The organism is Jeotgalicoccus coquinae (assembly GCF_014207425.1).
GTDB lineage: Bacteria > Bacillota > Bacilli > Staphylococcales > Salinicoccaceae > Jeotgalicoccus > Jeotgalicoccus coquinae.
In genome coordinates this window covers 320,175-345,442 of record NZ_JACHFF010000001.1, presented here as the reverse complement: position 1 = coordinate 345,442, position 25,268 = coordinate 320,175, and the positions used below count along the sequence as shown (strand labels likewise).

The 25,268-nt window shown below is 41.9% G+C and carries 24 protein-coding genes; 9 read left to right on the top strand and 15 right to left on the bottom strand.

Translation table 11 applies throughout. The annotated features are described in order from the left end of the window. Positions 1 to 116: 116 nt before the first annotated feature. Complete coding sequence (locus tag HNR41_RS01745; RefSeq protein ID WP_184281114.1) at positions 117 to 842, top strand: alpha/beta hydrolase; 726 nt, start codon at positions 117 to 119, stop codon at positions 840 to 842. A gap of 66 nt (positions 843 to 908) precedes the next feature. Beyond that, positions 909 to 1,421, top strand: coding sequence for a 2'-5' RNA ligase family protein (locus HNR41_RS01740; protein WP_184281112.1), 513 nt, complete (start codon positions 909 to 911; stop codon positions 1,419 to 1,421). A 38-nt stretch (positions 1,422 to 1,459) separates the two neighbouring features. Here HNR41_RS01740 and fabI read toward each other — a convergent pair whose 3' ends face one another. From fabI to yjbM, 4 genes are all read right to left on the bottom strand, one after another. Then, positions 1,460 to 2,227 (bottom strand): enoyl-ACP reductase FabI, encoded by a 768-nt coding sequence (fabI, locus tag HNR41_RS01735; protein ID WP_184281110.1) that lies wholly within the window; start codon positions 2,225 to 2,227, stop codon positions 1,460 to 1,462. A gap of 82 nt (positions 2,228 to 2,309) precedes the next feature. After that, the gene (gene mgtE / locus HNR41_RS01730) at positions 2,310 to 3,689 is read right to left on the bottom strand and encodes a magnesium transporter (protein WP_184281108.1); all 1,380 of its coding nucleotides are present in this window, start codon (positions 3,687 to 3,689) and stop codon (positions 2,310 to 2,312) included. A 21-nt stretch (positions 3,690 to 3,710) separates the two neighbouring features. Beyond that, positions 3,711 to 4,505, bottom strand: a complete 795-nt coding sequence (locus tag HNR41_RS01725; protein WP_184282821.1) for an NAD kinase — start codon at positions 4,503 to 4,505, stop codon at positions 3,711 to 3,713. Positions 4,506 to 4,523: 18 nt separating this feature from the next. Then, complete coding sequence (gene yjbM / locus HNR41_RS01720) at positions 4,524 to 5,144, bottom strand: GTP diphosphokinase (RefSeq protein ID WP_308807842.1); 621 nt, start codon at positions 5,142 to 5,144, stop codon at positions 4,524 to 4,526. A gap of 150 nt (positions 5,145 to 5,294) precedes the next feature. On the opposite strand from yjbM, the gene HNR41_RS01715 reads away from it, so the two are divergent. The 3 genes from HNR41_RS01715 to HNR41_RS01705 are packed head-to-tail and all read left to right on the top strand — an operon-like array spanning position 5,295 to position 7,080. Next, positions 5,295 to 5,885 (top strand): CYTH domain-containing protein, encoded by a 591-nt coding sequence (locus HNR41_RS01715; RefSeq protein ID WP_184281106.1) that lies wholly within the window; start codon positions 5,295 to 5,297, stop codon positions 5,883 to 5,885. Continuing rightward, positions 5,885 to 6,253 (top strand): globin domain-containing protein, encoded by a 369-nt coding sequence (locus tag HNR41_RS01710; RefSeq protein WP_184281104.1) that lies wholly within the window; start codon positions 5,885 to 5,887, stop codon positions 6,251 to 6,253. Before HNR41_RS01715 ends, HNR41_RS01710 begins: the two co-directional genes overlap by 1 nt. A 56-nt stretch (positions 6,254 to 6,309) precedes the next feature. Further along, the gene (locus tag HNR41_RS01705) at positions 6,310 to 7,080 is read left to right on the top strand and encodes a DsbA family protein (RefSeq protein WP_184282817.1); all 771 of its coding nucleotides are present in this window, start codon (positions 6,310 to 6,312) and stop codon (positions 7,078 to 7,080) included. Between the two features lie 319 nt (positions 7,081 to 7,399). On the opposite strand, the gene pepF is transcribed toward HNR41_RS01705, so the two are convergent. The 4 genes from pepF to spxA all read right to left on the bottom strand — a co-directional run bounded on the left by pepF (position 7,400) and on the right by spxA (position 11,536). Continuing rightward, a complete protein-coding gene (gene pepF / locus HNR41_RS01700; protein WP_184281103.1) occupies positions 7,400 to 9,199 on the bottom strand; it encodes an oligoendopeptidase F in 1,800 nt (599 codons plus the stop codon). 55 nt (positions 9,200 to 9,254) lie between these two features. Further along, on the bottom strand, positions 9,255 to 10,229 hold the full coding sequence (locus tag HNR41_RS01695) for a competence protein CoiA (protein WP_184281101.1): 975 nt from the start codon (positions 10,227 to 10,229) through the stop codon (positions 9,255 to 9,257). Positions 10,230 to 10,294: 65 nt separating this feature from the next. Beyond that, positions 10,295 to 10,966 (bottom strand): adaptor protein MecA, encoded by a 672-nt coding sequence (mecA, locus tag HNR41_RS01690; RefSeq protein WP_184281099.1) that lies wholly within the window; start codon positions 10,964 to 10,966, stop codon positions 10,295 to 10,297. A gap of 171 nt (positions 10,967 to 11,137) precedes the next feature. Beyond that, entirely contained in the window at positions 11,138 to 11,536 is a 399-nt protein-coding gene (spxA, locus tag HNR41_RS01685; RefSeq protein WP_026860018.1) for a transcriptional regulator SpxA, read from the bottom strand. A 369-nt stretch (positions 11,537 to 11,905) separates the two neighbouring features. On the opposite strand from spxA, the gene trpS reads away from it, so the two are divergent. After that, positions 11,906 to 12,907, top strand: a complete 1,002-nt coding sequence (gene trpS, locus HNR41_RS01680; protein WP_184281097.1) for a tryptophan--tRNA ligase — start codon at positions 11,906 to 11,908, stop codon at positions 12,905 to 12,907. A gap of 159 nt (positions 12,908 to 13,066) precedes the next feature. Here trpS and fabF read toward each other — a convergent pair whose 3' ends face one another. The 7 genes from fabF to HNR41_RS01645 form a co-directional block, all read right to left on the bottom strand. Further along, complete coding sequence (gene fabF, locus HNR41_RS01675; protein ID WP_184281095.1) at positions 13,067 to 14,308, bottom strand: beta-ketoacyl-ACP synthase II; 1,242 nt, start codon at positions 14,306 to 14,308, stop codon at positions 13,067 to 13,069. Then, complete coding sequence (locus HNR41_RS01670; protein WP_184281093.1) at positions 14,308 to 15,264, bottom strand: beta-ketoacyl-ACP synthase III; 957 nt, start codon at positions 15,262 to 15,264, stop codon at positions 14,308 to 14,310. The genes fabF and HNR41_RS01670 overlap by 1 nt, the downstream gene beginning before the upstream one ends. Positions 15,265 to 15,413: 149 nt before the next feature. Further along, positions 15,414 to 17,246 carry an oligopeptide ABC transporter substrate-binding protein gene (locus HNR41_RS01665; RefSeq protein ID WP_184281091.1) on the bottom strand — a complete coding sequence of 611 codons (1,833 nt, stop codon included), beginning with the start codon at positions 17,244 to 17,246 and terminating at the stop codon, positions 15,414 to 15,416. A gap of 173 nt (positions 17,247 to 17,419) precedes the next feature. Further along, positions 17,420 to 18,295 carry an ABC transporter permease gene (locus HNR41_RS01660; protein ID WP_184282815.1) on the bottom strand — a complete coding sequence of 292 codons (876 nt, stop codon included), beginning with the start codon at positions 18,293 to 18,295 and terminating at the stop codon, positions 17,420 to 17,422. Between the two features lie 226 nt (positions 18,296 to 18,521). Beyond that, the gene (locus HNR41_RS01655) at positions 18,522 to 19,484 is read right to left on the bottom strand and encodes an ABC transporter permease (RefSeq protein WP_184281089.1); all 963 of its coding nucleotides are present in this window, start codon (positions 19,482 to 19,484) and stop codon (positions 18,522 to 18,524) included. Between the two features lie 8 nt (positions 19,485 to 19,492). Beyond that, on the bottom strand, positions 19,493 to 20,425 hold the full coding sequence (locus HNR41_RS01650; RefSeq protein ID WP_184281087.1) for an ATP-binding cassette domain-containing protein: 933 nt from the start codon (positions 20,423 to 20,425) through the stop codon (positions 19,493 to 19,495). Further along, entirely contained in the window at positions 20,422 to 21,471 is a 1,050-nt protein-coding gene (locus HNR41_RS01645) for an ABC transporter ATP-binding protein (RefSeq protein ID WP_184281085.1), read from the bottom strand. Before HNR41_RS01645 ends, HNR41_RS01650 begins: the two co-directional genes overlap by 4 nt. Positions 21,472 to 21,780: 309 nt before the next feature. On the opposite strand from HNR41_RS01645, the gene HNR41_RS01640 reads away from it, so the two are divergent. The 3 genes from HNR41_RS01640 (at position 21,781) to HNR41_RS01630 (ending at position 25,267) form a co-directional block, all read left to right on the top strand. Continuing rightward, entirely contained in the window at positions 21,781 to 21,981 is a 201-nt protein-coding gene (locus HNR41_RS01640; protein WP_184281083.1) for a YjzD family protein, read from the top strand. A gap of 104 nt (positions 21,982 to 22,085) precedes the next feature. Further along, positions 22,086 to 23,585 carry a glycerol kinase GlpK gene (gene glpK, locus HNR41_RS01635; protein WP_184281081.1) on the top strand — a complete coding sequence of 500 codons (1,500 nt, stop codon included), beginning with the start codon at positions 22,086 to 22,088 and terminating at the stop codon, positions 23,583 to 23,585. A gap of 23 nt (positions 23,586 to 23,608) precedes the next feature. After that, complete coding sequence (locus HNR41_RS01630; RefSeq protein ID WP_376698664.1) at positions 23,609 to 25,267, top strand: glycerol-3-phosphate dehydrogenase/oxidase; 1,659 nt, start codon at positions 23,609 to 23,611, stop codon at positions 25,265 to 25,267. Position 25,268 lies beyond the last annotated feature (1 nt).

Sequence of the window (25,268 nt, the reverse complement as noted above, 5' to 3'; positions counted from 1 at the left end):
GTTTGTTCATATTGTATCATTACTGATGCTAATTTCATACTATATAGACGCTTAATCATAAATACATGTTATCTCTTACGCCAAATTGGTAATATACAATATAAGGAGGCGTTAATATGGATAAAACACCAGGAAAAGTACATAACACATCCCTCAGCTCGGAGGTTTGCGGGGAAACATTCGAATTACAGTATTACCTGCCAAAATCATATTCAGATCTTTATAAATATAATGTTATTATTACTTTTGATTCGCAGGATTTCTTTAAATACGGGCAAATTGAACGATTGATAGAAAAAATGGAAACGGACGGCGAACTGGAACGCACAATTATTGTCGGCATTCCATATCCGTCAGTAGAATGGCGCAATCACTACTTCAGTCCAAACGGTAAGCACCATGAAAAATTTGTTACCTTTGTCGGCCGCGAACTCAATACTTTTATCGACAGCAATTTTAAAACTTTAAAGATGGCCAACAGCCGTCTCTTAATGGGTGAAAGTCTCGCCGGCAGTTTTGCACTGTCTGTGGCGCTGACATATCCGAACACGTTCAGTCAGGCACTTGCGTTCAGTCCATTCGTTGATGATGCATTTATCCAGCGTTTTAAAAACAGCATGAGTCTGATTAATTTAAATCTTTACCACACAATTGGACTGGAAGAAGATGATTTTAAAACAATCATGGGCAAACAGGCGGATTTCCTGACACCGAACCGCAAACTGAATGAAGTACTTGAAGATGAACCGCTGGAATATACGTACCGTGAATTGGAAGGCGGACATATTTGGAAAACATGGAAGCCGGAACTGAAAAATGTTCTCACTCATTTTTTCGGATAGAAAACGTATACATTTTTTTTCGTAAAATGATATACTTGTAACAAATCGTTTAAGGAGGCATTTTAAATGAAATTTGGAATAGCATTATTTCCATCTAAAAAACTTCAGGATACTGTGAACCAATATCGTAAGCGTTATGATGCTAGATACTCATATATCGCACCGCATATTACAGTTAAAGAAGCTTTTGAAGCAGATGAGCACGAGAAACCACAGATTGAGGAATTTATTAGAAGCGTAGCAGCAAAACATCAGCCTACTGAAATTGAAATCAAAAAAGTCTCAAGCTTTGCTCCAAAAAAACAGGTTGTTTACTTTAAAGTTGAACCTAACGAAACACTGAGTTCCATCCATGATGCATTTAATGAAGGCGGATTCTACGGTGAAGCTTCACATCCGTTCGTACCTCATTTTACACTTGCACAGGAAGAGACAGCTCAAAAATTTGAAGATACGTTAAGTCACCTTCAAATGATTGGAATTGAACATTCTGAAACACTAAATAAAATCAGCCTGTGCGTGCAGCTGGAAAACGGCATCTGGCACGTTACAGAAACATTTAAATTAGGCCAGCAATAACCCAGGACAATAAAAAAAACTCCCTTTCGGGAGTTTTTTTATGCCATGATGTGGTAACCGCTGTCCACGTGAAGCACTTCGCCTGTAATACCGCTTGACAGGTCGCTTAACAGGAATGCAACAGTGTTTCCTACTTCAAGCTGATCAACGTTTCGTTTTAATGGTGCACGCTCTGCAATTTCTTTAAGAATTGACTTGAATTCACCAACAGCTGATGAACTTAACGTACGAATCGGACCAGCCGATACCGCATTTACACGGATGCCCTGTTCGCCAAGGTCGTAAGCAAGGTAGCGCACACTTGCGTCAAGTGCTGCTTTTGCTACACCCATAACGTTGTAGTTAGGCATTGCGCGTTCGCCGCCAAGGTACGTCATCGTTACGATGCTGCCGTTTTCGTTCATGATTTCTTTAGCGTATTTAGAAACAATCGTTAACGAGTAAGCACTGATATCAAGTGCCATCTTGAACCCGTCACGTGAAGTTTCGCTGTATCCGCCAGTCAGTTCATTTTTATCTGCGAATGCAATCGCGTGAAGAACACCGTCGATACCGTTAGTTTTTTCACCGATTTCTTTAAACGCTTTCGATACATCTTCGTCGCTTGTAACATCACATTCAACAATAATATCGTGGTTACCTTCAAGTTCTACAAGAAGCTTATCAAGCTCTTTGCGGAAACGTTCACTTAAAATAGTGAACACCAGTTTTGCACCCATCTTGTCCAGAGCGCGTGCTGCACCCCAGGCAATACTTCTTTTATTAGCTACACCCATAATTACGTATGTTTTACCTGATAAATCCATTCAGAAATCCTCCTAATTCATCCCTAGTATTAGTACCTACTACTAATCTACATTTTATCAGTCCGTATTGCAAGAAATATCATTATAATAAGCTCGACATAAATACATTTGCGAGTGCAAAATAAATCAGCAGGCTGATAATATCATTTGCCGTAGTTATAAACGGACCGCTTGCAACTGCCGGGTCAATGCCCATTTTATTCATTAACAGCGGCACAACAGTACCGATAATCGTAGCCACTGACATCGACGCAATCAGGCTTCCGCTGACAATAATTCCAAGGACAGGCTCGCGGTACATAACAATAATAATAATAAAAATAACAATACCGCAGACAATTCCTGTAATAAATCCGGAACCAAGCTCACGCCCGGCCAGTTTTACTTTGCTCGATTCTTTAATCTCACCGGTGGAAATACCGCGGATTGCTACAGCCAGCGACTGTGTACCCGTGTTACCGGCCATTCCGCTTATTACAGGGATAAAAGCACTGAGCAGTACGACGCGTGCCAGTGTATCTTCAAAAAACGACAGCATCCATGCTGTAATCATTCCCATAAATGTCAGCCCGATCAGCCACGGCAGACGTTTCTTCGCCGTTTCCATCGCAGTATCGGATGTACTTTCATTATCACTCATACCGGCAAGTCTTGAGTAGTCTTCCCCGGCCTCTTCATGAATAACGTCCATAATATCATCGGCTGTAATAATACCGACTAAGTGATCCTGAAAATCAACAACCGGCACTGCAAGGAAATCGTAGTCACGTACAATCTGTGCGACTTCTTCCTGGTCATCCGATACCCTCACCGATACGACGCGTTCAGTCATTACATCCCCGATATATTCATCGTCATCGGCAACAATCAGTTCTCTCAGGGAAATAATCCCTGCAAGGTGATTGGCCGAATCTGTAACGAACAGATAGTAAATCATTTCAGACTCAGGTGCGACTTCTTTTAAGTAACGCATTGCTTCGCGTACCGTCATCTCACTGTTAATACTCACAATTTCCGTCGTCATAATACCGCCGGCAGTGTCTTCCTCATAGTTCATCAGACTGCGTATTTCCGCTGCATCTTCTTTATTCATCAGCGGAAGATACGTCGTCATTTTTTCACGCGATATTTCATTTAAAATATCAACGGCGTTATCGTACTGCATCGCGCCGATAATATGCGCCGCGTAACGTGCATCAATTTTATCCAGCAGTTCTTCGTATTCATCTGCCTCAAGTTCAAGCAGGTCGAAGAAATCCGACACTTCCTGGGGACTTAAAAAGTGATATAAAGTATTTCGCTGTTCATCTGTTATCGTCTGATAAATTTCACCCTGCTCGTAATTGTGCAGATCCATAAAGACTTCTCTGAAACCGTCGAGATTTCCTTCTTCGAGATAATTTACCAGGGTCTGTCTGACTGCTTCGAAATCTATTTCTCTGTCATCTCTTGACATATTCATACCCACTCTCAACAAAAACTTTTATGAAATGAATGAATCGTGCACTCTTTGCCAGAACGGGAATGGTCTGAAGCGTGCAAAACGTATTTTCTCTTCAGCTACAGAGAACTGAATTGATTTAACTCCTTTATGCACCAGGTTTACATGATCAATAGTCATCTGGTACTCTTCACTGTTTACCGGTCTGACGTTAACAAAATGATGTTTCGGCAGAACCAGCGGTGATCCTACCGTTCGGAATACACGATTATTTATAGAGGCGATTTCAGTCATCTGAACCGCTTCGATAGACGGATGAATAATCGCTCCGCCAAGTGCTTTGTTATAAGCCGTTGAGCCTGACGGCGTTGAAATACACAAGCCGTCTCCTCTGAAACGTTCAAAGTGGCGGTTTCTAATATCGACATCCATTACCAGTGTCGAACCGTTAGTCATTCTTAGTGTCGCTTCATTTAGTGCGAGATATTTCGTTTCCATGCCGACTTTGTCGTAATGAATCATTACTTCGACAAGCGGATATTCCACGACTTCAAAATCGTCATTTTTCAGCGCCATTATAAGACGTTCAACCTCATCCTGGCCCCAGTCTGCATAGAACCCGAGGTGCCCTGTGTGCACACCGACAAATGATACTTCGCCGACGATATGCTGATAGCGGTGAAATGCCTGAAGCAGTGTACCGTCACCGCCGACAGAAACGACGATTTCCGGTGATTTTTCATCAAGTACCATATCCATGCCGAGCATATAGTTCATCATCTTATCAGTCAGTGCATTTGATTTTGTGTCCCCTTTTGAAACTATAGCAAATCTCATATCATCACCTGATTTCATTTAAATATTACGCTTCTTGGAAAAGTATTTCTGCGCTTCCTGAACTTCTTCCCTGATCTCCGACATTTCCTTATCCAGTAAATATGCCGCTTCGGCTGCATTTTGCAGGCGGTCTTTAATTTCCGGCGGGTATTCTCCTGAATATTTATAATTCAGAGTGTGCTCAATCGTCGCCCAGAAGTTCATTGCGAGTGTACGGATCTGGATTTCAGCCAGAATATTAATTTTCCCGTTCACACTTTCAACCGGATATTCGATAATAATATGATATGACCGGTAGCCGCTTTCTTTTGTATTTTCGATATAATCGCGTTCTTCAATCACTTTCATATCGTCACGTGACCTGATGTGGTCTGTGATTACATTAATATCATCAACAAACTGGCACATGATGCGGATTCCCGCTATATCGTACATCTGTGCACGCAGATTATCGTAAGGAATGTTCCTCGTACTCGCCTTCTCTATTATACTCTGCACGGGTTTGACTCTCGATGTGACAAACTCGACGGGCGAGGACTGGCTCGTGATCTGATAATCTTTACGGATCCCTTTAAGCTTAATTTTAAGTTCTTCCACCGCCTGTCTGTACGGTGCTAAAAACATACTCCATTCTTCCAATTAACTTCATCCCCCAGACTCCACTGTAAAGGCCGATATTTTTTACATCTGACGTAGTTTATTCTACCATATCCGGTGAATTCTTATATACAGAATCTGTTTGCTTTACAGGTTTAAAATATTTAAGGATAATAACTGTGAGGAGTGGGTATGATGTTCGAAAAAGAAATAGAGTTTAAAAACTTACTGACGGAAAGTGAATACGGTAAAATTCAGAACGATCATTTCCCCGGCAAAAAACCGATGCATTTAACTAACTACTACATAGATAATGATGAACTCCAGCTCATCGGCAATTTATTAATGCTGAGAATACGTGTACAGGACGGCAAACAGCTGATGACGGTAAAAATACCGGATGAGCGCCATGTCGTCTTCGAATATTCAGGTGTTACTGATATAGAACTCACTGAAGGTATACTGATTGATAAACACAGCATTCCGGGAAATATACGCGAACAATTAACAAAACGCGGAATTACCGTAAATAATCTGTCCATTCAGGGCTCACTTATTACCGAACGCCTGGAAAAATCTTCACACAGCGGACTGCTCGTGCTCGACAGAAGCACCTACCTCGGCACCACTGATTACGAGCTTGAATTTGAAGCTCCCGATATCGGTACCGGTAAGGCAGAATTCACGCAAATACTGAATAAATATGGTATCGTACGACGAGAAGAAATTGTTAAGAGCGCACGCTTTTACAATATGCTGAAACAGCAGAAGGGGGTAAACTGATGCCTTTAGCTTATAATGATATCGGTGAGGAAAAACTTTATAAGATGATAGATATCTTTTATGATTATGTAAAGGACGACGACAGAATCAATCATCTGTTCCCCGAAGATTTTACAGAAACTGCCTACAAACAGAAATTGTTTCAGACACAGTTTCTCGGCGGACCGAATTTATATAATGAAAAGTATGGCCATCCGATGCTCCGGGCAAGGCATATGCCTTTTACCATTACTCCGGAAGCAGGCGAAGCATGGCTTGAGAATATGAATCAGGCAATACTTGACGTCGGTATCGAAGACGAATTGCGTGAGTATTTGATGGCACGCTATACACTCACTGCTAATCACATGGTGAACAGTGATAACTGACAGACGTCGACAAAAATACAGAGGTGAAATACGTGAGCAAAAATAATAGTGAAGACATGCTGTTATTGGAGCAGTCGGATCGTACAGTCGAAATATTTTATTTCTTTGATCCATTTTCAAATGACTGTATTGCTATGGAGCCCATAATAAATAAATTGCTGATTGAATACCGCGGACATATTACTATTAAAAAAATACTGGCACCGTCGCTGTCAGTTCTGACCAAATGCCAGGCACAGTCCACTTCTAGCGATGATAATGTGGCACTTGCATACAAGGCGGCAGAAATTCAGGGCCAGTCAAAAGCCCGTTCCTTTATCAGATACATTTTTAACCGGATTAATCCGTCGAATACAATCTGCACGAAAGAAATGATAGATGAGAGTGCAAAACTTGCCGGTATAGACCTGCAGTCGTTTCACGAAGATCTGCAGTCTCCGACACTTGATGCAATGCTGAAATATGATCTGTCAGTGTTCAGGGAAATGGACATAGAAAGCCTGCCGGCAATGGTGTTCTTCTCGGGAGATGTAAAATCGGAAGGTGTTAAAGTTGAAGAATGCTATCCGTATCATATATACACTTACATTATTAACGAGCTGATCGGCATCGAAAAACGACAGCTGCCGAGCATATTAGACTATATCAGAGCGCACGAACTGGTCAGCTTTGATGAATTGAAAACTATCTTCGAGTGGCGCGCAGGATTACTGTTAAACGAGCTTAAGAAACTGCGCCTGCAGCGTTTAATCGATGAAGTTGATTTAAATAACCAGTCTTTCTATCAGCTGAAACAGTCAAATATTCCTATACAGACTAAAATATAAACTTGAAAACGTCCCGTACAGCTGAATCAGCGTATACGGGACGTTTTTTTATTATACTGAAAGTTCAGGACATACATCACAGACGGCACTTATTATTTAAATTAATCATTTAAAAATGGACATAAAAAAAGTAGCACATCTTCTATAATGTGCTACTCAAACAAAGGGGATGGGAGAAATTTCTCACTGTTAACAAAGGGGTATGTTTCAGTGATAAAATTTTCATGAGTTAAATATAGCACGGCATCAAGCATCTATCAACACTTTGAACAGTTTTTCACATTATTGTCATAATGTAAACGAATTCACAAACTTTATTTTATAAATCTGCGAGTAATTCTTCGAATTTCGTTAATTGAGCTTCAAAAACTTCCAGTGCATTTTCGACAGGTTCGCTCGTTGTCATGTCAACTCCTGCATTTTTCAGTATTTCAATCGGATAGTCTGATGATCCTTTTTTCAGGAATTCATCGATATAACGCTGTGCTGTCTGTTCGCCTTCTTCAAGTACCTGTTTCGACAGACTCGCCGCAGCTGCATAACCTGTTGCATACTGATAAACGTAATAGTTCATGTAGAAGTGAGGGATTCTTGCCCACTCCACATTAATAGCATCGTCATAATTTACCGCCTCACCGAAATATTTCTTATTCAGTTCGCCGTATACCTCGCTCAGTCTTCCGGCAGTCAGCGGCTCACCTGATTCTTTCATCACGTGAATTGCATGTTCAAATTCTGCAAACATCGTCTGACGGAACACAGTGCCTCTGAATCCTTCAAGCTGTTCGTTCAGCAGGTAGAGCTGCTGCTTTTTATCTTCAAGTTTATTGAACATATAATCAGCAAGCAGCGCCTCGTTAAACGTACTTGCAACTTCTGCGACGAAAATAGAATAGCCGCTCGTATTTGCTGGCTGATTTTTGCGTGAATAATAGCTGTGAACTGAATGGCCGAATTCGTGTGCAAGCGTAAACAGATTGTTCACATTATCCTGCCAGTTCATAAGAATAAAAGGATTTGTACCGTAAGTACCGGATGAATATGCACCTGTACGTTTGCCTTTGTTCTCATAAACGTCCACCCAGCGGTTCTCCAGTCCTTCTTTTACGATGTTTATATACTCTTCACCAAGCGGCTGAAGAGCATTTACAAGCCATTCTTTAGCGTTATCGTATGTCATATCAAAGTCGGTATCTTCGATTAGCGGCACGTACATATCATACATTTTCAGTTCATCGACACCAAGGAACTTCTTGCGCAGTTCCGTATAGCGGTGCAGAAGGTGCAGGTTATCGTTTACTGTATTTACAAGATTGTCGTATACAGATTCCGGGATATGGTTATTTGATAAAGCCTGATGACGGCTTGAATCGTAACCTCTCACATCTGCACTGAATGCATGTGTACTTACTACACCTGCCAGCGTCTGGCTGAGTGTATTTTTAAATTTATTGTATTCTCCGTATAAATTATTATAAGCAGACTCGCGTAAAGTTCTGTCTGATGATTTAAGCATCTCAACATAGTTCCCCTGAGTCAGTTCATGCTCTTTGCCGTCTTTGTCCACTGCTGGCTTAAAGTCGACATCCGCATTGTTGAACATACCGTACACTTGTGTCGGTGTGTGCATTACTTCCCCTGCCTGTGCAAGAATCTGTTCCTCTTTGTCGCTTAAAATGTGCGGACGCTGTTTGTTCAGTTTCTCAAGATCAAATTTGAATTCACTGAGCCGCTCATGTTCAGCGTATGCTTTTAATGTCTCTTCAGGAACTGCCATAATTGCCGGTACAAGGAAGCTCCATGCTGTTGAATATTTAACTGCAAGTGATCTTGCACGGCTTTCAAGTGCACTGTATGTGTCATTTGAAGTATCCTGGTCGTGTTTTAAATGAGCGTAAACAAAAAGCTGTCCAAGCTCTGTATCGAGTGACCTTTCAAGTTCAAGTGCATCAGCAAGTTTTTCTGCAGAATCAAAACCGTTTTTGAACTGATCATTGTCATCAATCTTACTTTCCAGCGATTTATATGCCGCTTCGAAATCATCGTCTGATTTAAAGATTGTCGTTAAGTCCCATGTATTTTCCAGCTGCTGTTCTTCTCTAGTAATCAATTTCCCCATGTATAAAAACCTCCGTTTATTGGTATCACAATTTTCTCAATAAATTAATCTTTATTCAAGTAATATCTTTCGAAATCCGAAAAACTTTTAAGTAGAACATCAGCAGGGATTGAACGACTGATTTTTTGTCCGGAATATTTGAGATATTTCTCAGTTTGATAAAGTCCGAAAACTTTTCAAGTTCAAAAATATCATTCGATAAATGGTAATAAATATATAACTTCCACTCGACTGGAGAGTTAAGAATATACCTTTCATCAAAACTGGTAATATAAAGAAATTCAGGAAATGTATCCACTGTCATTTCGAGCTGATACATATAAGTCAGAGTAGGATTCAGCACTGATTTTTTTGCTTTTTCACGCTGGATCAGATGCTTCATAACGGACTTGGCCAGCGTGTATGTTTCCTCCCACTCCACTGTACTTTTATACGTTAATATCTCATTCAGATCGACCTGCTCTTTTTTATACGTAAAACGGTTGAGACCGGCTGTATGTCCGATATGCCATGCAGTGACTGCAAGTGTCTCTGTATTTACTGTATAGATATTATCGTTCGTCATCGTTGACAGCTGAAAGTGGTTTAAATATATATACTGTCCTTCCGTCTTAATTTCTTTCTGATCAAGCAGCCACATTACCCGCATACCAAGCTTATAATAGCCTTCTGTACGCGAGAGAATTAATTCGGGACTTATTCTTGATAACTGTATTTCAAGAGCGAGATCACGCTCTATAAGCAAATCTGGTATCTGCTCGATACTTTCAAGATAATATTCCATTGCTGTCGCGTAATACCGGTTCAGCTCCAGGTATAAATCGTGCTTCAGTTTTAAATGCAGCAGCGATTCTCTTTTGTACAAATACCTGCTGCACTGCAAAATATGATGATGTGAAAAGTGCGGAACCTTTATACTTCCTGCTTTTAAGACGACCGGAGTCTCACAGACAGGACAAAAATACCTGCCGCTTTTTACTGCATTATGCGCTAATATCTGAACACCGTGCTCATCATTTGCTATATACATAAAAAAACCTCCTTTACCTATATATAGGCAAAAAGGAGGTTTTATTTTTTTTTCGTACAAGTTATTTAATTTTCCTGAAAGTATCGTCTGACCTGTGATCGAACGTTGTTACTCATAATAATTTTTCCATATTCATCCAGCAGAGCGCTGGCAATTGATGTCGGCTCACTGTATTCCAGCAGCTTTGATTCAATACCTTCCATTCTGTCGAAATGAGTTCTGTAGTCGAAGAACACCTGATAGTAGTATTTACCGTCAATAACGTACAGTAAATCTTCATACAGTGTTTCATCAACCTCAACTTCATGAGAATATTTTATAAGATTTTCAAAATCACTAAAGTGAACCATCAGAGGCTCACTAATGACTGGAACATCAAATTTATTATTGTTATCGGCTTTACGTTCATCGATGGCTTTATCGATAAATGATTCGATATCACGGTTTTCAATATTCATGGCATACGGCTCCATGCCATACGGATCATGTTCATTCTGGGACTTAGACACAACGACTTCTATACCTTTGTCAAACGCATGCACCTGAATCCATAATGGACCATCCATAGCAAAATCTTCTGTTTGCTCGTTGTTTACTTCGTCCATGATTGTCCAGAAAAATTCTTCGCCGCGCTGACGGTTCATCCATAAATCTTCTTTGTTAAAACCGCGGCTTTCAATATCGCTGTAGGTTAAGAAAAATTTAATGGTTGAGTCGTTCACTCTCTCAATTCTCATCCTGCTCACTCCCTTACCATCATTTCTGCCTATTATACTAAGGATTACAATATAATACCAAATTTTAGATTTGTCTTTTTATTATATGTTAAAACGCCCGCAGATAGCAAATCATCTGCAGGCGTCCTGAACTTTATACATATATCAATTAATCATCGTACAAATATTTAATTATAGTTCTGCCAGGCGTTTAGCTTCGATTAGATGTAATGTTCTAATGCTGCGTGGTAAAAAGCGTCTAATTTCATCTTCGTTGTAGCCCACTTGTAAACGTTTCTCATCCATAATAATAGGACGTCTCAGTAACCCGGGGTTCTCCATAATTAAAGTATACAGCTCATTCATAGGAAGGCTTTCAATATCAACATTTAATTTTTGGAAAGTTTTAGAGCGAGTCGAGATAATTTCTTCAGTCCCGTACTCTGTCATTCTTAAAATAGATTTAACTTCGTCTAAAGTTAACGGTTCAGAAAAAACATTGCGTTCCGTGTATGGAATATCGTTTTCCTGCAACCATGCTTTTGCCTTACGACATGACGTACAACTTGGAGAAGTAAATAGTACTACCATGTAACTCACACTCCAATTTTTTATTTCTAACAAGAGTCTATACCCGTTTAGAGCAATCTCTAAACATCTCACCAGTATGTAGTTCTGCCTCTTGTTGACAATTCTTATTATAGGTAACAAACATTAAAATAAAATGAGAATATTGTAATAATCTTAAAAATTATTAATTAATCTGAAATTAAATATAATATCTGCTTCGTATCTCTATTATAACATCAAATATGGTCAAAGTATATAAGACCTGAGGATGAATACGGTCTTACAGCATTTTATTTCCTATATATTGCTGTTAATTCCCCCACTTGATTGCACAACGGCAAAAAGAGTATTAATATTAAGGGACTAACTAAAACTATGTAGGTGACATTAATGAAAACATTATTCTCAGGCGTTCAGCCAAGCGGTATTCCGACTATCGGAAACTACATTGGCGCTTATAAACAATTCGTTGAATTACAGGACGAATACGATTCATACTTCTGTATTGTGGATCAGCATGCAATCACTGTTCCCCAGGACCGTCTTAAGCTCCGTGAAAACTCACGTGCGCTTGCAGCAATCTATCTTGCGAGCGGTTTAAATCCGGAAAAGATTTCACTGTTTATTCAAAGTGAAGTTTCAGCACACTCAAAAGCAGCATGGATGCTTCAGTGTACATCTTACATCGGTGAACTCGAGCGCATGACTCAATTTAAAGATAAAGCACGAAAACAAAATCAGCGCGATGGCATCTCAGTCGGCCTGCTGACATACCCTGCTTTAATGGCGGGCGACATTCTTCTTTACAACGCTGACGTTGTACCGGTCGGTGACGACCAGACTCAGCACATTGAATTTACACGTAATATCGCGGAACGTTTCAACGCTAAATACAACGACATCTTCACACTGCCTGAAATTAAAACTCCTGCAGTCGGCGGACGTATTATGAGCCTGAACGAACCTGTCAAAAAAATGAGTAAGAGTGACGATAACCAGAAATCATTTATTACCCTGCTCGATGATCCAAACCAGGCAGCGAAAAAAATCCGCTCAGCCATTACGGACTCTGATACAGAAATTAAATTCGATAAAGAGAACAAACCGGGTATTTCAAACCTCCTTACTATCTACAGTTCATTAACTGATAAAACAATCGATCAGCTGACTGAAGAATATAAAGACTCCAGCTACGGGGACTTCAAGAAAGACCTTGGCGAAGTAGTTAAAGAATTCCTGATCGGTTTCCAGGAAAAGTACAACTATTACCTGAACAGCGAAGAACTGGATGACATTCTTGATGCGGGCCGTGACAAAGCAGCACGAAAAGCAGACAGAATGATTGAAAAAATGGAACGCGCAATGGGTTTAGGCCGCAAACGCAAAAAATAATATACAAAAGCTGAATCCTGCAATCCGGACTGATAATCCGGACTGCAGGTTTTTTTGTTATCCCCGGATTAATAACGCAGTTTCACTGCCCGGTAAACGCTCAATGAGAAGACAAAAAAGCGCATTCCGTCAAAGACGAAATGCGCTGCTGTATATAAATTAATCTTCGTATTTTTTAAATACAAGTGATGCGTTGTGCCCGCCGAATCCCAGGCTGTTTGATACAGCATATTTAAGGTCTGCTTCTTCTGCACCGTTCGGCACGTAGTTAAGATCACATTCCGGTGCCTGATTCGTTAAGTTGATAGTCGGGTGAACTTTACCTTCACGCAGACTGTAAGCAGTAATGATTGCCTCCATACCGCCTGCGCCGCCAAGCATGTGCCCCGTCATCGATTTAGTCGAGTTAATCAGCAGGTTATCCGCATGTTCTTTAAATACTGAACGGATTGCGAGTGTTTCGAATTCATCGTTGTACGGTGTACTTGTACCGTGCGCGTTAATGTACTGAACGTCTTCAGGTTTAATGCCTGCATCTTTCAGTGCTTCAGCCATTGCGCGCGCGCCGCCTTCTCCGTTTGGAGCCGGTGCTGTAATATGATGTGCGTCTCCTGTTGAGCCGTATCCTACAATCTCAGCGTAAATTTGTGCACCGCGTGCTTTAGCGTGCTCAAGTTCTTCAATAACAATAACTCCTGCACCTTCAGCCATAACGAATCCGTCCCGGTCCGCAGAGAATGGACGTGATGCATATTCAGGATCGTTTGAACTTGATAAAGCTCTGTTCGCCTGGAATCCTGCAACACCCATATTTGTAATCGGTGCTTCAGTTCCGCCTGTAATCATTGCATCAGCCTGGCCGCGTTCGATAATCTTAAATGCGTCACCGATTGAGTTTGTACCGGTAGCACATGCAGTTACCGTCGCTCCGTTAGGTCCTTTAGCACCTTCACGGATTGATACCTGACCGCTTGCCATGTCCGGAATCATCATCGGAACGAAGAAAGGACTTACACGTCTCGGTCCTTTAGTTGTTAACGCGATAAAACCTTCTTCAAGTGACTGGATTCCGCCGATACCGGAACCGATCCATACACCTACACGCTCAGCATTGCTGTCGTTAATTTCAAGACCTGAATCCTTTACCGCTTCATCAGCTGCAATAACGGCAAACTGTGTGAATTTATCCATTCTGCGCGCTTCTTTTCTGTCGATAAAATCTTCTATATTTAAGTTTTTAACTTCTCCGCCGATATGAACGTTAAACTGTTCCGTATCGATGTTAGTAATTTCTGCAATTCCATTTTTACCCGCTAATGCATTCTGCCATGTTTCCTTTGCTGTATTACCAATCGGTGTTACTGCCCCTGCACCGGTAATTACAACTCGCCTTCTAGTCATTAAGAGTCCTCCTTCTTAGTACCCCAGGTTAAACAAACTGCGCCCCATGTTAGTCCGCCGCCAAATCCGACGAGAACAATATTGTCTCCCGGCTTAATGCGGTTTCTTTCCACTTCATAAGCCATACTCAGTGGAATCGATGCTGCTGAAGTGTTTCCGTATTTATTTACTGTTACACTCATTTTATCATATGGAAGCCCCATGCGTTCTCTTGCTGCATTCATAATTCTAATATTTGCCTGATGGGGAATCAGCATATCTATGTCTTCTTTTGTAAGTCCTGCTTTTTCCGTAACTGCAACGCTGGATTCACCCATTTGTCTGACTGCAAATTTAAATACTTCGCGTCCGTTCATACGGATGTAGCCTTTTTCTTTGTCGCCGTATAAATATTTACCGCCGGAACCTTTGCTTCCGAGTTCGAAAGATTTAATACCGAATCCTTCTTCAACTTCACCTACAACAACAGCACCGGCACCGTCGCCGAATAATACTGCAGTTGAACGGTCTTCAAAGTCTGTTATCTTTGTCAGTTTATCGACGCCGACCACTAAGATATTTTTGTATTTCCCGGATTGAACAAACATTTCCGCCGTCGACAGTCCATATATAAATCCTGAACATGCTGCCAGCTGATCCATGGACGGAATATTTTCCAGTCCGAGACGATCCTGAATCATAGTCGCAACGGTTGGAAATTTATAATCCCCGGTAGAAGTGGCAACGATTACAAAATCGATATCTTCTTTCGCTACACCTGAATTTTCTATAGCTTCTTCAGCTGCGTAAAAAGCCATGTCGCTGGTTTCCATATCTTCAGCAAAACGGCGTTCCTCTATACCTGTCATTTCTCTAATCCATTCATCAGAAGTATCCAGAATTTTTTCAAAGTCAAAATTCGAGAACACTTTTTCTGGTGCATATGAACCAATGCCGAGAATCCCTACATTTGTCATGCTTATCACACCTTATAGTCTCATTATATTACTAGGTACTAATTTATCATAATTTGCAGGCTTTTTCAATTAAAAACAAACCTGTATATGCTGACAAACAAAAAAAGAACCGGAGACAAATTGTCTCCGGTTCTTTCCGGTAAAGACTATTATTCTGCGTCTTCAACACCAACGCGGTACCATAACAGATCTTCATTCCACTCGTAATCTTCAGAGTAGTTGATTACTCTTTCGTTTACAGGTGTAACGAATGCACGGTATAGAGTTGGGATTACAGGGATTTCTTCAACCATAAGTTCAGACCACTGGTTGTAAATATCTTTTCTGTATTCAACATCCAGTGCCTCTTGTGAGTTACCTTTAGTTAATAAGTCAGTGCTTTCTTCCGACTCGTAACGAGTGTAGTTAAATGGAGCATCCGGACCGTAAAGACCTGAAGGGTCTACGTCAGAACCTACGCCCCACGCACCCTGGTAAATATCGATTTCCGGATCGTCGTTTTCAACCATATCGTAGAAAGAGTTAAACTCGATCAGACGACCATTAGTTAATTCAACGTTTAAGCCGATATCTCTCCAAGACTGGATGTAGTAGTTTGCCAATGGTTCAGCGATGTCGCCACCTGACATAGATGCGAAGTTAATTGATAACGGTTCGCCTTCTTTGTCTTCTCTCATGCCGTCGCCGTCAACGTCTTCGTATCCTGCAGCGTCAAGAATTGCGTTTGCTTCTTCAGGATCATAAGCTGGAACTTCTACTTCTTCATGCCAGTTAGCATGGTAAGGAGTAATTAATGAAGTTGCTTTCCAGCGAAGTCCGTTGTAGAAACGCTCTCCGATTGCATCGTTGTCAATTGCGTGCCACATAGCACGGCGTAATTCAACGTCACCCATCTTCATTTCTTCCGGCTTGTAGTCTACTTTTCCTTCTTCAGCGTTCCACGAACCAAGTTTGAATCCGATGTAAGTATATGCACCGTCAATGTTAGCTAACCATTCAACACCTTCCATATCCGCAACATCCGGATACTGGTCAGTCGGGAAGCTCTTGGCAATATCGATATCTCCTGATTCAACTGCACTTGCAATTGAAGATGGAGCGATTACACGTACTGTAACTTCAGAAAGTCCAGGTTCACCGCGCCAGTAGTCTTCGAATTTAGAAAGTGAAATTGATTCACCTGCTACGATTGAATCGACTTTGTATGGCCCGATACCGATTGGGTTTTCGCGAGTTTCAGGAGCCGCAGCCATTTCTGAAATTTCCATTCCGTCATAGTGGTGAGTCGGGAATGCGTATGCCCAGAACCCGCCCGCTGTTAATGATGGAGCAAGTTCAGAGTAAGTAAATACAGCTGTTTGTTCGTCGACGATTTTGATACCTGAAATAGAGTCAGCATCGCCGCTTCTATATTCTTCGTAACCTTCGATTAATGTAAAGCCGTCTGTTGAACCACGTACACCGTCATAGTCCGGGTGTCCGATGATTTCATATGAAGAAACGTAATCCTGGATAGTTAATGGTTCACCATCATGCCATTTAACTCCGTCGCGTACAGTGAACGTTACAGTGTTGTCGTCTTCGTTCATTTCATACTGTACAGCACCTTCATTTGTGTACTGGAAATCTGCATCCATTGCAAGTACTGCCTCATCGAAATGAGCCATCATATCTGCATCTGGAGCCCCTTGATAGAATGCCCAGTTAAGTGTGCCTTCAAATGGAGTATCTGATGAATAACCAATGTTTAAAGTTCCTTCACCTGATGGATCTCCTGTTTTAGATACTGTTTTTTCGAAGTCTTCATAGTTGTAAACATCGCCTTCTGCAGCATCTCCTTCTTCACCTGACTCTTCTGATGAAGCTTCATCCGAAGATGTATCTTCTTCTTCTGAAGAATCTCCTCCCCCACATGCAGCCAGCGCTAATACCAGTGCCAGCGTCATAAGGAACAAAAACCTCGACCAAGAAATTTTAGTCATTTTATTTCCTCCTTTGTTTTTTACTGCTTGATATATATACAAAGTTCAGCGGACCGAACCTTAGTACCAAAATTCAATTTCTTCCAAAATATGTTTGTAAAGTTTTCTTAATATTCATATTAGCATAGTCATGCATTATTACAATAAATTTTTAGAAAATTGTGTTATCTGATTTATGCGTTGCGCTGACGAGCATCCCCGGCACGTCTGAACGCTTCACCGATGTTTCTTACACACAGCATTAAGATCAGAATAAGGATTGCAGCAGGTGCCCAGATCCACCATCTGTTTTGCAGTGTCTGAGTCTGAATTGCATATGCCATCAGCGTACCGAGTGACGGTGTACTTTCAGGGAAACCGAAGCCGATAAAAGACAGACCCGATTCAATTCCGATGTTTGCTGCTAATGACAGTGTTGCGTTAACGATAATCAGACCAACCAGGTTAGGCATAAGCTGGGTAAAGATGATTTTAATATTTGAACTTCCAAGTGTTCTGGATGCATTAATATAATCGAGTTCCTTCTCCTGCATTGCCACTGAACGTATCAGCCGTGCAGTTCCTGTCCACAGGAACGCTGCCATTATTAATGAGAACGTCCAGATATTGTACGATGGAACGATTGTTACAAATACAACAACGATCATAAGGAATGGCAGAACCATGAAGAAGTCAACGACACGCATCATTGCGTTATCAATATGTCCTCCAAAATAACCTGACACTACTCCGTATACGATACCGAAGCCGACACTTATAGCTGTTACAAGGAACCCGATAGCAAGTGAGTTTCTCGTTCCAATAATAAGCTGACCGAAGATATCCCTTCCGCCGTAGTCAGTACCAAGTCTGAACTCATCGTTTGGCGGCTGGTTTATTGAAAATAAATCTACTTTAACGATTGATGCCTGATTCAGGAACATTGTGAGCCCGAATACATAAGATGTAATAATTATTAAAATAATAAGTGAGAACAGTGCGAGCTTATCGCTGATCAGTTCTTCAAAAATAATTTTCCAGCCGGGCTTCGAGCGCGGCAGATTTTTCATGTCCAGTGCACCGTGGCCCACTGCACCGTGCGGTAAATCCGCTTTGACACTCATGTCAAGCTCTCTGCTCTCACTGCTGTCTTTATCATTCAGTGAAAATGCATCCCCCTTTTCAGGCGGGGTGTGTTCTTTGTTTTCTGAAGCTTCATTGAATTTGTACGTATCTCTTTCACTATCTGACAATCTGTTCTTATCTTCTCTTTCGTTAGCCAATTAACACCCCTCCTTACTTAATGCGGATACGCGGATCCACTATACTTAAAATAATATCTGACAGTAATGTACCGATAATCGCAAGCATTCCGTACATTAGAATAAGCACGTTCGCTACAGAGAAATCACGGATTGAAATTGATTCAAGGAACAGACGTCCCATCCCCGGATAACCGTAAATCGTTTCGATAAACAGTGAACCGCCTAATAATGCAGTGATTTCATAACCGAAGAATGCAGCAATCGGTAAAATTGAGTTTCTGAAAATGTGTTTCGTATAAACTTTGCCTTCTGATACACCTTTGGCACGTGCTAAAGTGATGAAGTCTTTTTGTTTTGTTTCGATAATTCCGCTCCGTAGATACTGTACCGTACCAACCAGCCCGATTAAGGCGATTGCGAAACTCGGCAGCACAAGGTGCTGTATTTTACTTATTACATATTCGAATGTGCCCGGAGTAATACCTGCCCCTACGGAACCGCCTGTCGGGAACCATCCAAGTGTGTATCCGAAAAGTAAAAGTACTACTAAACCGAAAATGAATGTCGGTGTTGCGAAACCTAAGTATGTGTAACCTGTGATCAGACTGTCTAATGGCGAGTCATTCCAGCGTCCTGAGATCAGACCAAGCGGAATACCGATTAAGTAAATTAATACCGCCGAGAATAATGAGAGCCATACTGTGTTAAGCATTCTGTCACCAATAACGTCAAGCACCGGCTGCTGTTTAAAGAATGAGTGGCCGAAGTCGCCCTGCAGCATTGCCACAATCCAGTCTCTGTACTGTATGTACCATGGATTGTTTAAGCCCATCTGTTCGCGTAAACGTTCAATCTGTTCAATTGGAACTGTCGGGTCAATCAGTCCGCTGAGTGCATCCCCCGGCATTAAAGAACCCAGGAAGAATACTAAAATACTCAGTAAAATAATTTGCGGGAATGATATGATTAACCGTCTAATAGTAAATTTTAACATTCAGCCTTTCACCCCTTTGCCGGCAGTGCCGCTTTATGCGTCGCTGATATATCAATCAGCGGCAGCGCTCTGCCGTCTTCATCTAAATATTCGTGAAAATGCTGATCGTATTCTTCTTTAACCGATTGGCGAATATGCAGATTTTCATCAATTTTATCAACATTAGTATCCGGAATAGCTGCGATGAGACGTTTCGTGTACAGATGCTGCGGGTTATTGAAAATCTCTTCCGCTGTACCCTCTTCAACCAGTCGTCCCTGATACATAATTCCGATATGCTGACACATATGGCGTACAACTCCTAAGTCATGCGCGATAAACAGCATCGTTAAATCAAGTTCTTCCTGAATATCCTGCATAAAGTTCAGTACCTGTGCCTGAACCGATACGTCCAGTGCCGATACCGGCTCATCTGCGATAATCAGTTTCGGGTTTAATGCAATTGCACGTGCTACACCGATTCTTTGTCTCTGTCCACCCGAGAATTCATGCGGATACTTATAAATAGCATCGGGCGGGAGACCAACTTTTTGAAGCAGCTCAAGTACTTCGGCAATCAGTTCATCTTTTGTACGTTTGTGATAGTTTCTGATCGGTTCGCTGACGATATCGAATACACGTTTACGCACGTTTAACGATGAGTACGGATCCTGAAATATCATCTGAATTTCTTTACTGTTTTCTACAGATTTCCCGCTGCCGCTGATCGGCTTGCCGTCAAACAGAATTTCTCCTTCAGTTATATGGTTTAAACCGATAACTGCTTTCCCCGTCGTCGTTTTTCCTGAACCGGACTCTCCAACAAGTCCGTATGTAGTTCCCTGGGGTATGTGAAGCGAGACACCGTCAACTGCTCTGACATGGTCTTTTACTGTGTTGAAGAAACCGCCTTTAATCGGGTAATATACTTTCAAATCTTTTATTTCTAATAAGTTGCTCATTCTTTCGTCACCTCTTCTGCATCAGCCGCCATCTGCTGCTGTTCTACCTGCAGCCCGATACTTGGGTCTGATTTTAAATAGAAGTCTTTGTAGCACGTACAGCGAACGTGATGACCCGGGCTTATTTCGCGCAGCTCCGGATTATGTTCGTGTGCTTCTGCCGGTATCCATGGAATACGCTGTGCGAATCTGCAAGAATCTCTTTCCATTTTATTCAATGCCGGCACTACCCCTTCAATTACATGAAGCTTGCTGCCCATCTGATCTTCGTGCGGCAGTGAATTTAACAGCGAACGTGTATAAGGGTGTTTCGGGTCTTTAAATAATTCTCTGACCGGTGCAATTTCCACAATCTGTCCTGCGTACATTACTGCGACACGGTCTGCCATTTCAGCAACCACCCCAAGGTCATGCGTAATCAGCAGCACTCCTGAGCCGAGGTCTCCCTGAAGCTCTCTGATTAAATCGAGAATCTGCGCCTGGATTGTTACATCCAGTGCTGTTGTCGGCTCATCTGCAATTAAAAGACGCGGTCTGTTCGCAATCGCTATTGCGATAACAACACGCTGACGCATACCCCCCGACAGTTCGTGCGGGAATGCTTCGCCGACACGCTCAGGATTTGGAATCCCTACTCTCGACAGCAGTTCGATTGCATAGCTTTCTCTTTCACTTTTAGTTTTCGTCTTATGTATTTTCAGCGTTTCCATAATCTGAAGTTTTATTTTCATAAGCGGGTTCAGCGCAGTCATCGGATCCTGGAAAATCATGGCCATTTCTCCGCCGCGAATATTATTCATCTTTTTCTCACTAAACTTCAGGAGGTCTTTCCCTTCAAATTCCACCTGTCCTTCAATACGTGCATTACGATGCAGTTTCATCAGCGAAAATGCTGTTGCACTCTTTCCTGAACCTGACTCCCCTACGAGTGCCACCACTTCGTTCGGCATAATATCGAGCGATACACCGTCAACCGCGGGATAATACGTCCCGTCTATTTTAAAGGATGTCGTCAAATTCTTAACGCTCAGTAGCTCTTCTCCCACTTAGATCACCTTAACTTTCCCTTTGTAAAAACTTTTTCTTTTTTTAAAATTATGTGAATTCTTATGTTTGTTTTTTCTATTGTATAGAGATGCTGCAAAAAAGGCAATATGAATTGTCTAAAAATTGCAAACTTTTTAGTATACAATTTATTAATATGCAGTAATGCATAATCACTTGCACCCTTATTTTATGAGACCGCTTTCAATAATGCAAGCGTTTTCATAAAATATTTTTTTCGTACTATACTTTGTACTGTTTTTAATGTAAAATGAAGATATAAAAATACGTAAATCGGAGGCTTCTCACTCATGAGATATCTCGTTACATTTCTTTGGGCATTCATGCTCACTCAAATGGTAAACTTCATATTAAACAGTCTTGCAGGCGGCGGTCTTTTAAACTTCTGGATCGGTGTTGTTTTAGCGGCAGCTATTACACTGGCAGTATTCATCCTTGATGGATTGACAAAGATGTCAGCTGATAACACACATGCAGACGGCGGACAATAAACTGGATTTCATTATGAAATCCGGTTTTTTTTATTTATTTTAACTTATCGTAAAACGGGTATAGTCATTTAATATTCTATTCATCTTTGGGGAGGTTATACAATATGAAGAAATATGTCATGTCCATCGACCAGGGCACGACGAGTACACGTGCTGTACTCGTCGATCAGGAAGGCCGTATTGCTGCTTCCAACCAGCGGGAATTTACACAGTACTTCCCCCGCTCCGGCTGGGTGGAACATAATGCAAATGAAATTTGGAGTTCAGTTCTCTCTGTTGTTGCCGGTGTAATGATAGAAAATAATATTACGCCTGCAGAAATAGATTCTATCGGTATAACAAATCAGCGTGAAACAACCGTTGTCTGGGATAAAAATACCGGACTGCCGATTTATAATGCGATTGTCTGGCAGTCTAGACAGACTGCGGATATTTGTTCATCTTTAAAGGAACAGGGTCATGAATCATTATTCAGAGAAAAAACCGGACTGCTTATCGACCCTTATTTTTCAGGTACAAAAATTAATTGGATTTTGGATCATGTCGACGGTGCCAGGGTAAAGGCGGAGAACGGAGATTTATTATTCGGCACGATTGACAGCTGGATTATATGGAAGTTCACTGAAGGGGAAGTACATGTAACCGATTATACTAACGCGAGCCGGACACTTTTATACAATATACACGAGCTTAAATGGGATGACGAACTTTTATCTATTCTGAATGTCCCTCACCAAATGCTTCCGGAAGTTAAATCTTCGAGCGAAGTTTACGCTCACACGACAAAGCCGCATTTTTTCGGCTACAACGTACCGATTGCCGGTATTGCTGGTGATCAGCAGGCTGCTCTCTTCGGCCAGACCTGTTTTAAAGAAGGCGATGCTAAAAATACTTACGGCACCGGCTGTTTCCTGCTGCTTAATACAGGTGAAGAACCGACTTCCAGCAGCAACGGTCTGTTAACAACGATTGCCATCGGTATTGACGGCAAGGTCAATTATGCACTGGAAGGTTCTATATTTGTTGCAGGCAGTGCTATTCAGTGGCTCCGCGACAGTCTCGAATTTTTCAGTGACTCGAAAGTCAGCGAACAGTATGCACTGGAAGTTAATTCTACTGAAGGTGTTTATGTCGTTCCGGCATTTACCGGTCTCGGTGCACCCTACTGGGATTCAGAAGCCCGCGGAGCAATGTTCGGACTGAGCCGCGGCGCTACAAAAGCGCACATCAGCCGTGCCACTCTTGAAGCTGTTGCATACCAGACGAAAGATGTACTCGATGCAATGCAGCTGGATGCCGATATTAAAATCGACAGGCTTCGTGTTGACGGCGGTGCATCAGCGAACAATTTCCTGATGCAGTTCCAGTCGGATATTCTGCAGACGAAAGTTGAACGTCCCGAGATACTGGAATCAACCGCTCTCGGTGCGGCTTACCTTGCCGGACTTGCTACTGGATTCTTTGAATCCCAGGAAGCTCTTTTGAAACTCAGTAAAACAGATTCAACGTTCACTCCGCTGATGGATGAGGAAAAACGGCAGTCACTATACAGCGGGTGGCAGAGTGCAGTCCGTGCAACCCAGATGTTTAAAACAGATAATTAATCATGCTTATATACAGGAGGAGAATTATGTTAAACGCTCTTACAAGAAAACACCAGCTCGATCATATGTCTAAATTTGAATACGACCTGCTTATAATCGGCGGCGGTATTACAGGCGCAGGCATTGCATTGGACGCGTCGATGCGCGGGCTCAATGTTGCGCTCGTTGAAATGCAGGACTTTTCACAGGGTACGAGCAGCCGCAGTACGAAATTAATTCACGGCGGACTCCGCTACTTAAAACAGATGCAGGTAAACGTCGTCCGTGAAACAGGACGTGAACGTGCCATTGTCTATGAAAACGGACCGCATGTCACGACACCTGAATGGATGCTGCTGCCGTTTCATAAAGGCGGGACATTCGGTGAATTCACGACGAGTCTCGGCTTAAAAGTTTACGATTCTCTTGCACAGGTTGATAAAAATGAGCGCCGCAACATGCTTTCTAAAAAAGAAGTTATCGAGCGTGTGCCGAATATTAAAACTGACGGTCTCCGCGGCGGCGGTCATTATGTGGAATACAAAACTGATGATGCGAGACTGACTGTCGAGGTTATGAAGAAAGCTGCTTCATACGGCGCAGATGCAGTCAATTACGTTAAAGCAGAAGGTTTCTTATACGATAACGGCACTGTGACCGGCATTAAGGCGAAAGACGTCCTCAGAGATGAAACATATGAAATTAAAAGTAAAGCGGTCGTCAACGCAACCGGCCCCTGGGTCGATGAAGTGCGTGCCAGCGATCAGCCCGGGAAACAGACGAAGAAACATCTCGTCCATACTAAAGGTGTCCACATCGTCTTTAAACAGGAAGATTTCCCATTAACGCAGGCCGTTTACTTCGACACTGAAGAAGACGGCCGCATGATATTCGCTATTCCCCGTACTGGTAAAACATACGTTGGCACAACGGATACATTTTACGGTGAAAATAAAGCGAATCCGACAGCAGATGCAAATGATAAAGAGTATCTGATCAATGCAATAAACTTTATGTTCCCGGCACTGAATGCAGATATTTCAATGATAGAATCATCATGGGCAGGCATTCGCCCGCTCATACAGTCAGGCAGTAAAGATGCATCCGACATATCCCGCAAGGATGAAATCTGGCACAGCACCAGCGGACTGATTACCATCGCAGGCGGCAAACTGACCGGCTACCGTCATATGGCTGAGGAAATTACGGATGAAGTTGCAGAATATCTTAAAAAGCATCATAAGATGCATGTTAAAAAAGTATCAACTAAGAATGAACCGGTTTCAGGCGGTAATGTCGGCGGCAGTGTCGGCTATCAGAACTACGTTGAAAATATCAGCCGTAAAGCACCGAGCTACGGTCTGACACTCGATGAAGGTCATATGCTCGCTATGAAATACGGCAGCAACGTTGAAGATGTTTATCAGTATGCAGGCATTACGGATCATAACTACGAAAAATACGGTCTGCCAAAACCGCTTTATGCAGAAGTAATATATGGTATTCTGCATGAAATGGTAATTAAACCGACAGACTTCTTCGTCCGCCGCTCGGGCAAGCTGTACTTCGAAATCGATGATGTGCTGATGTACCGCGAGGGTGTTGAAAAACTGCTGCAGGACATACTTGGATACGACAATGATATTAAAAAGGAATTCTCGAAAGAACTCGATGGAGCAATAGAAGATACAAGAAGACAGTAAA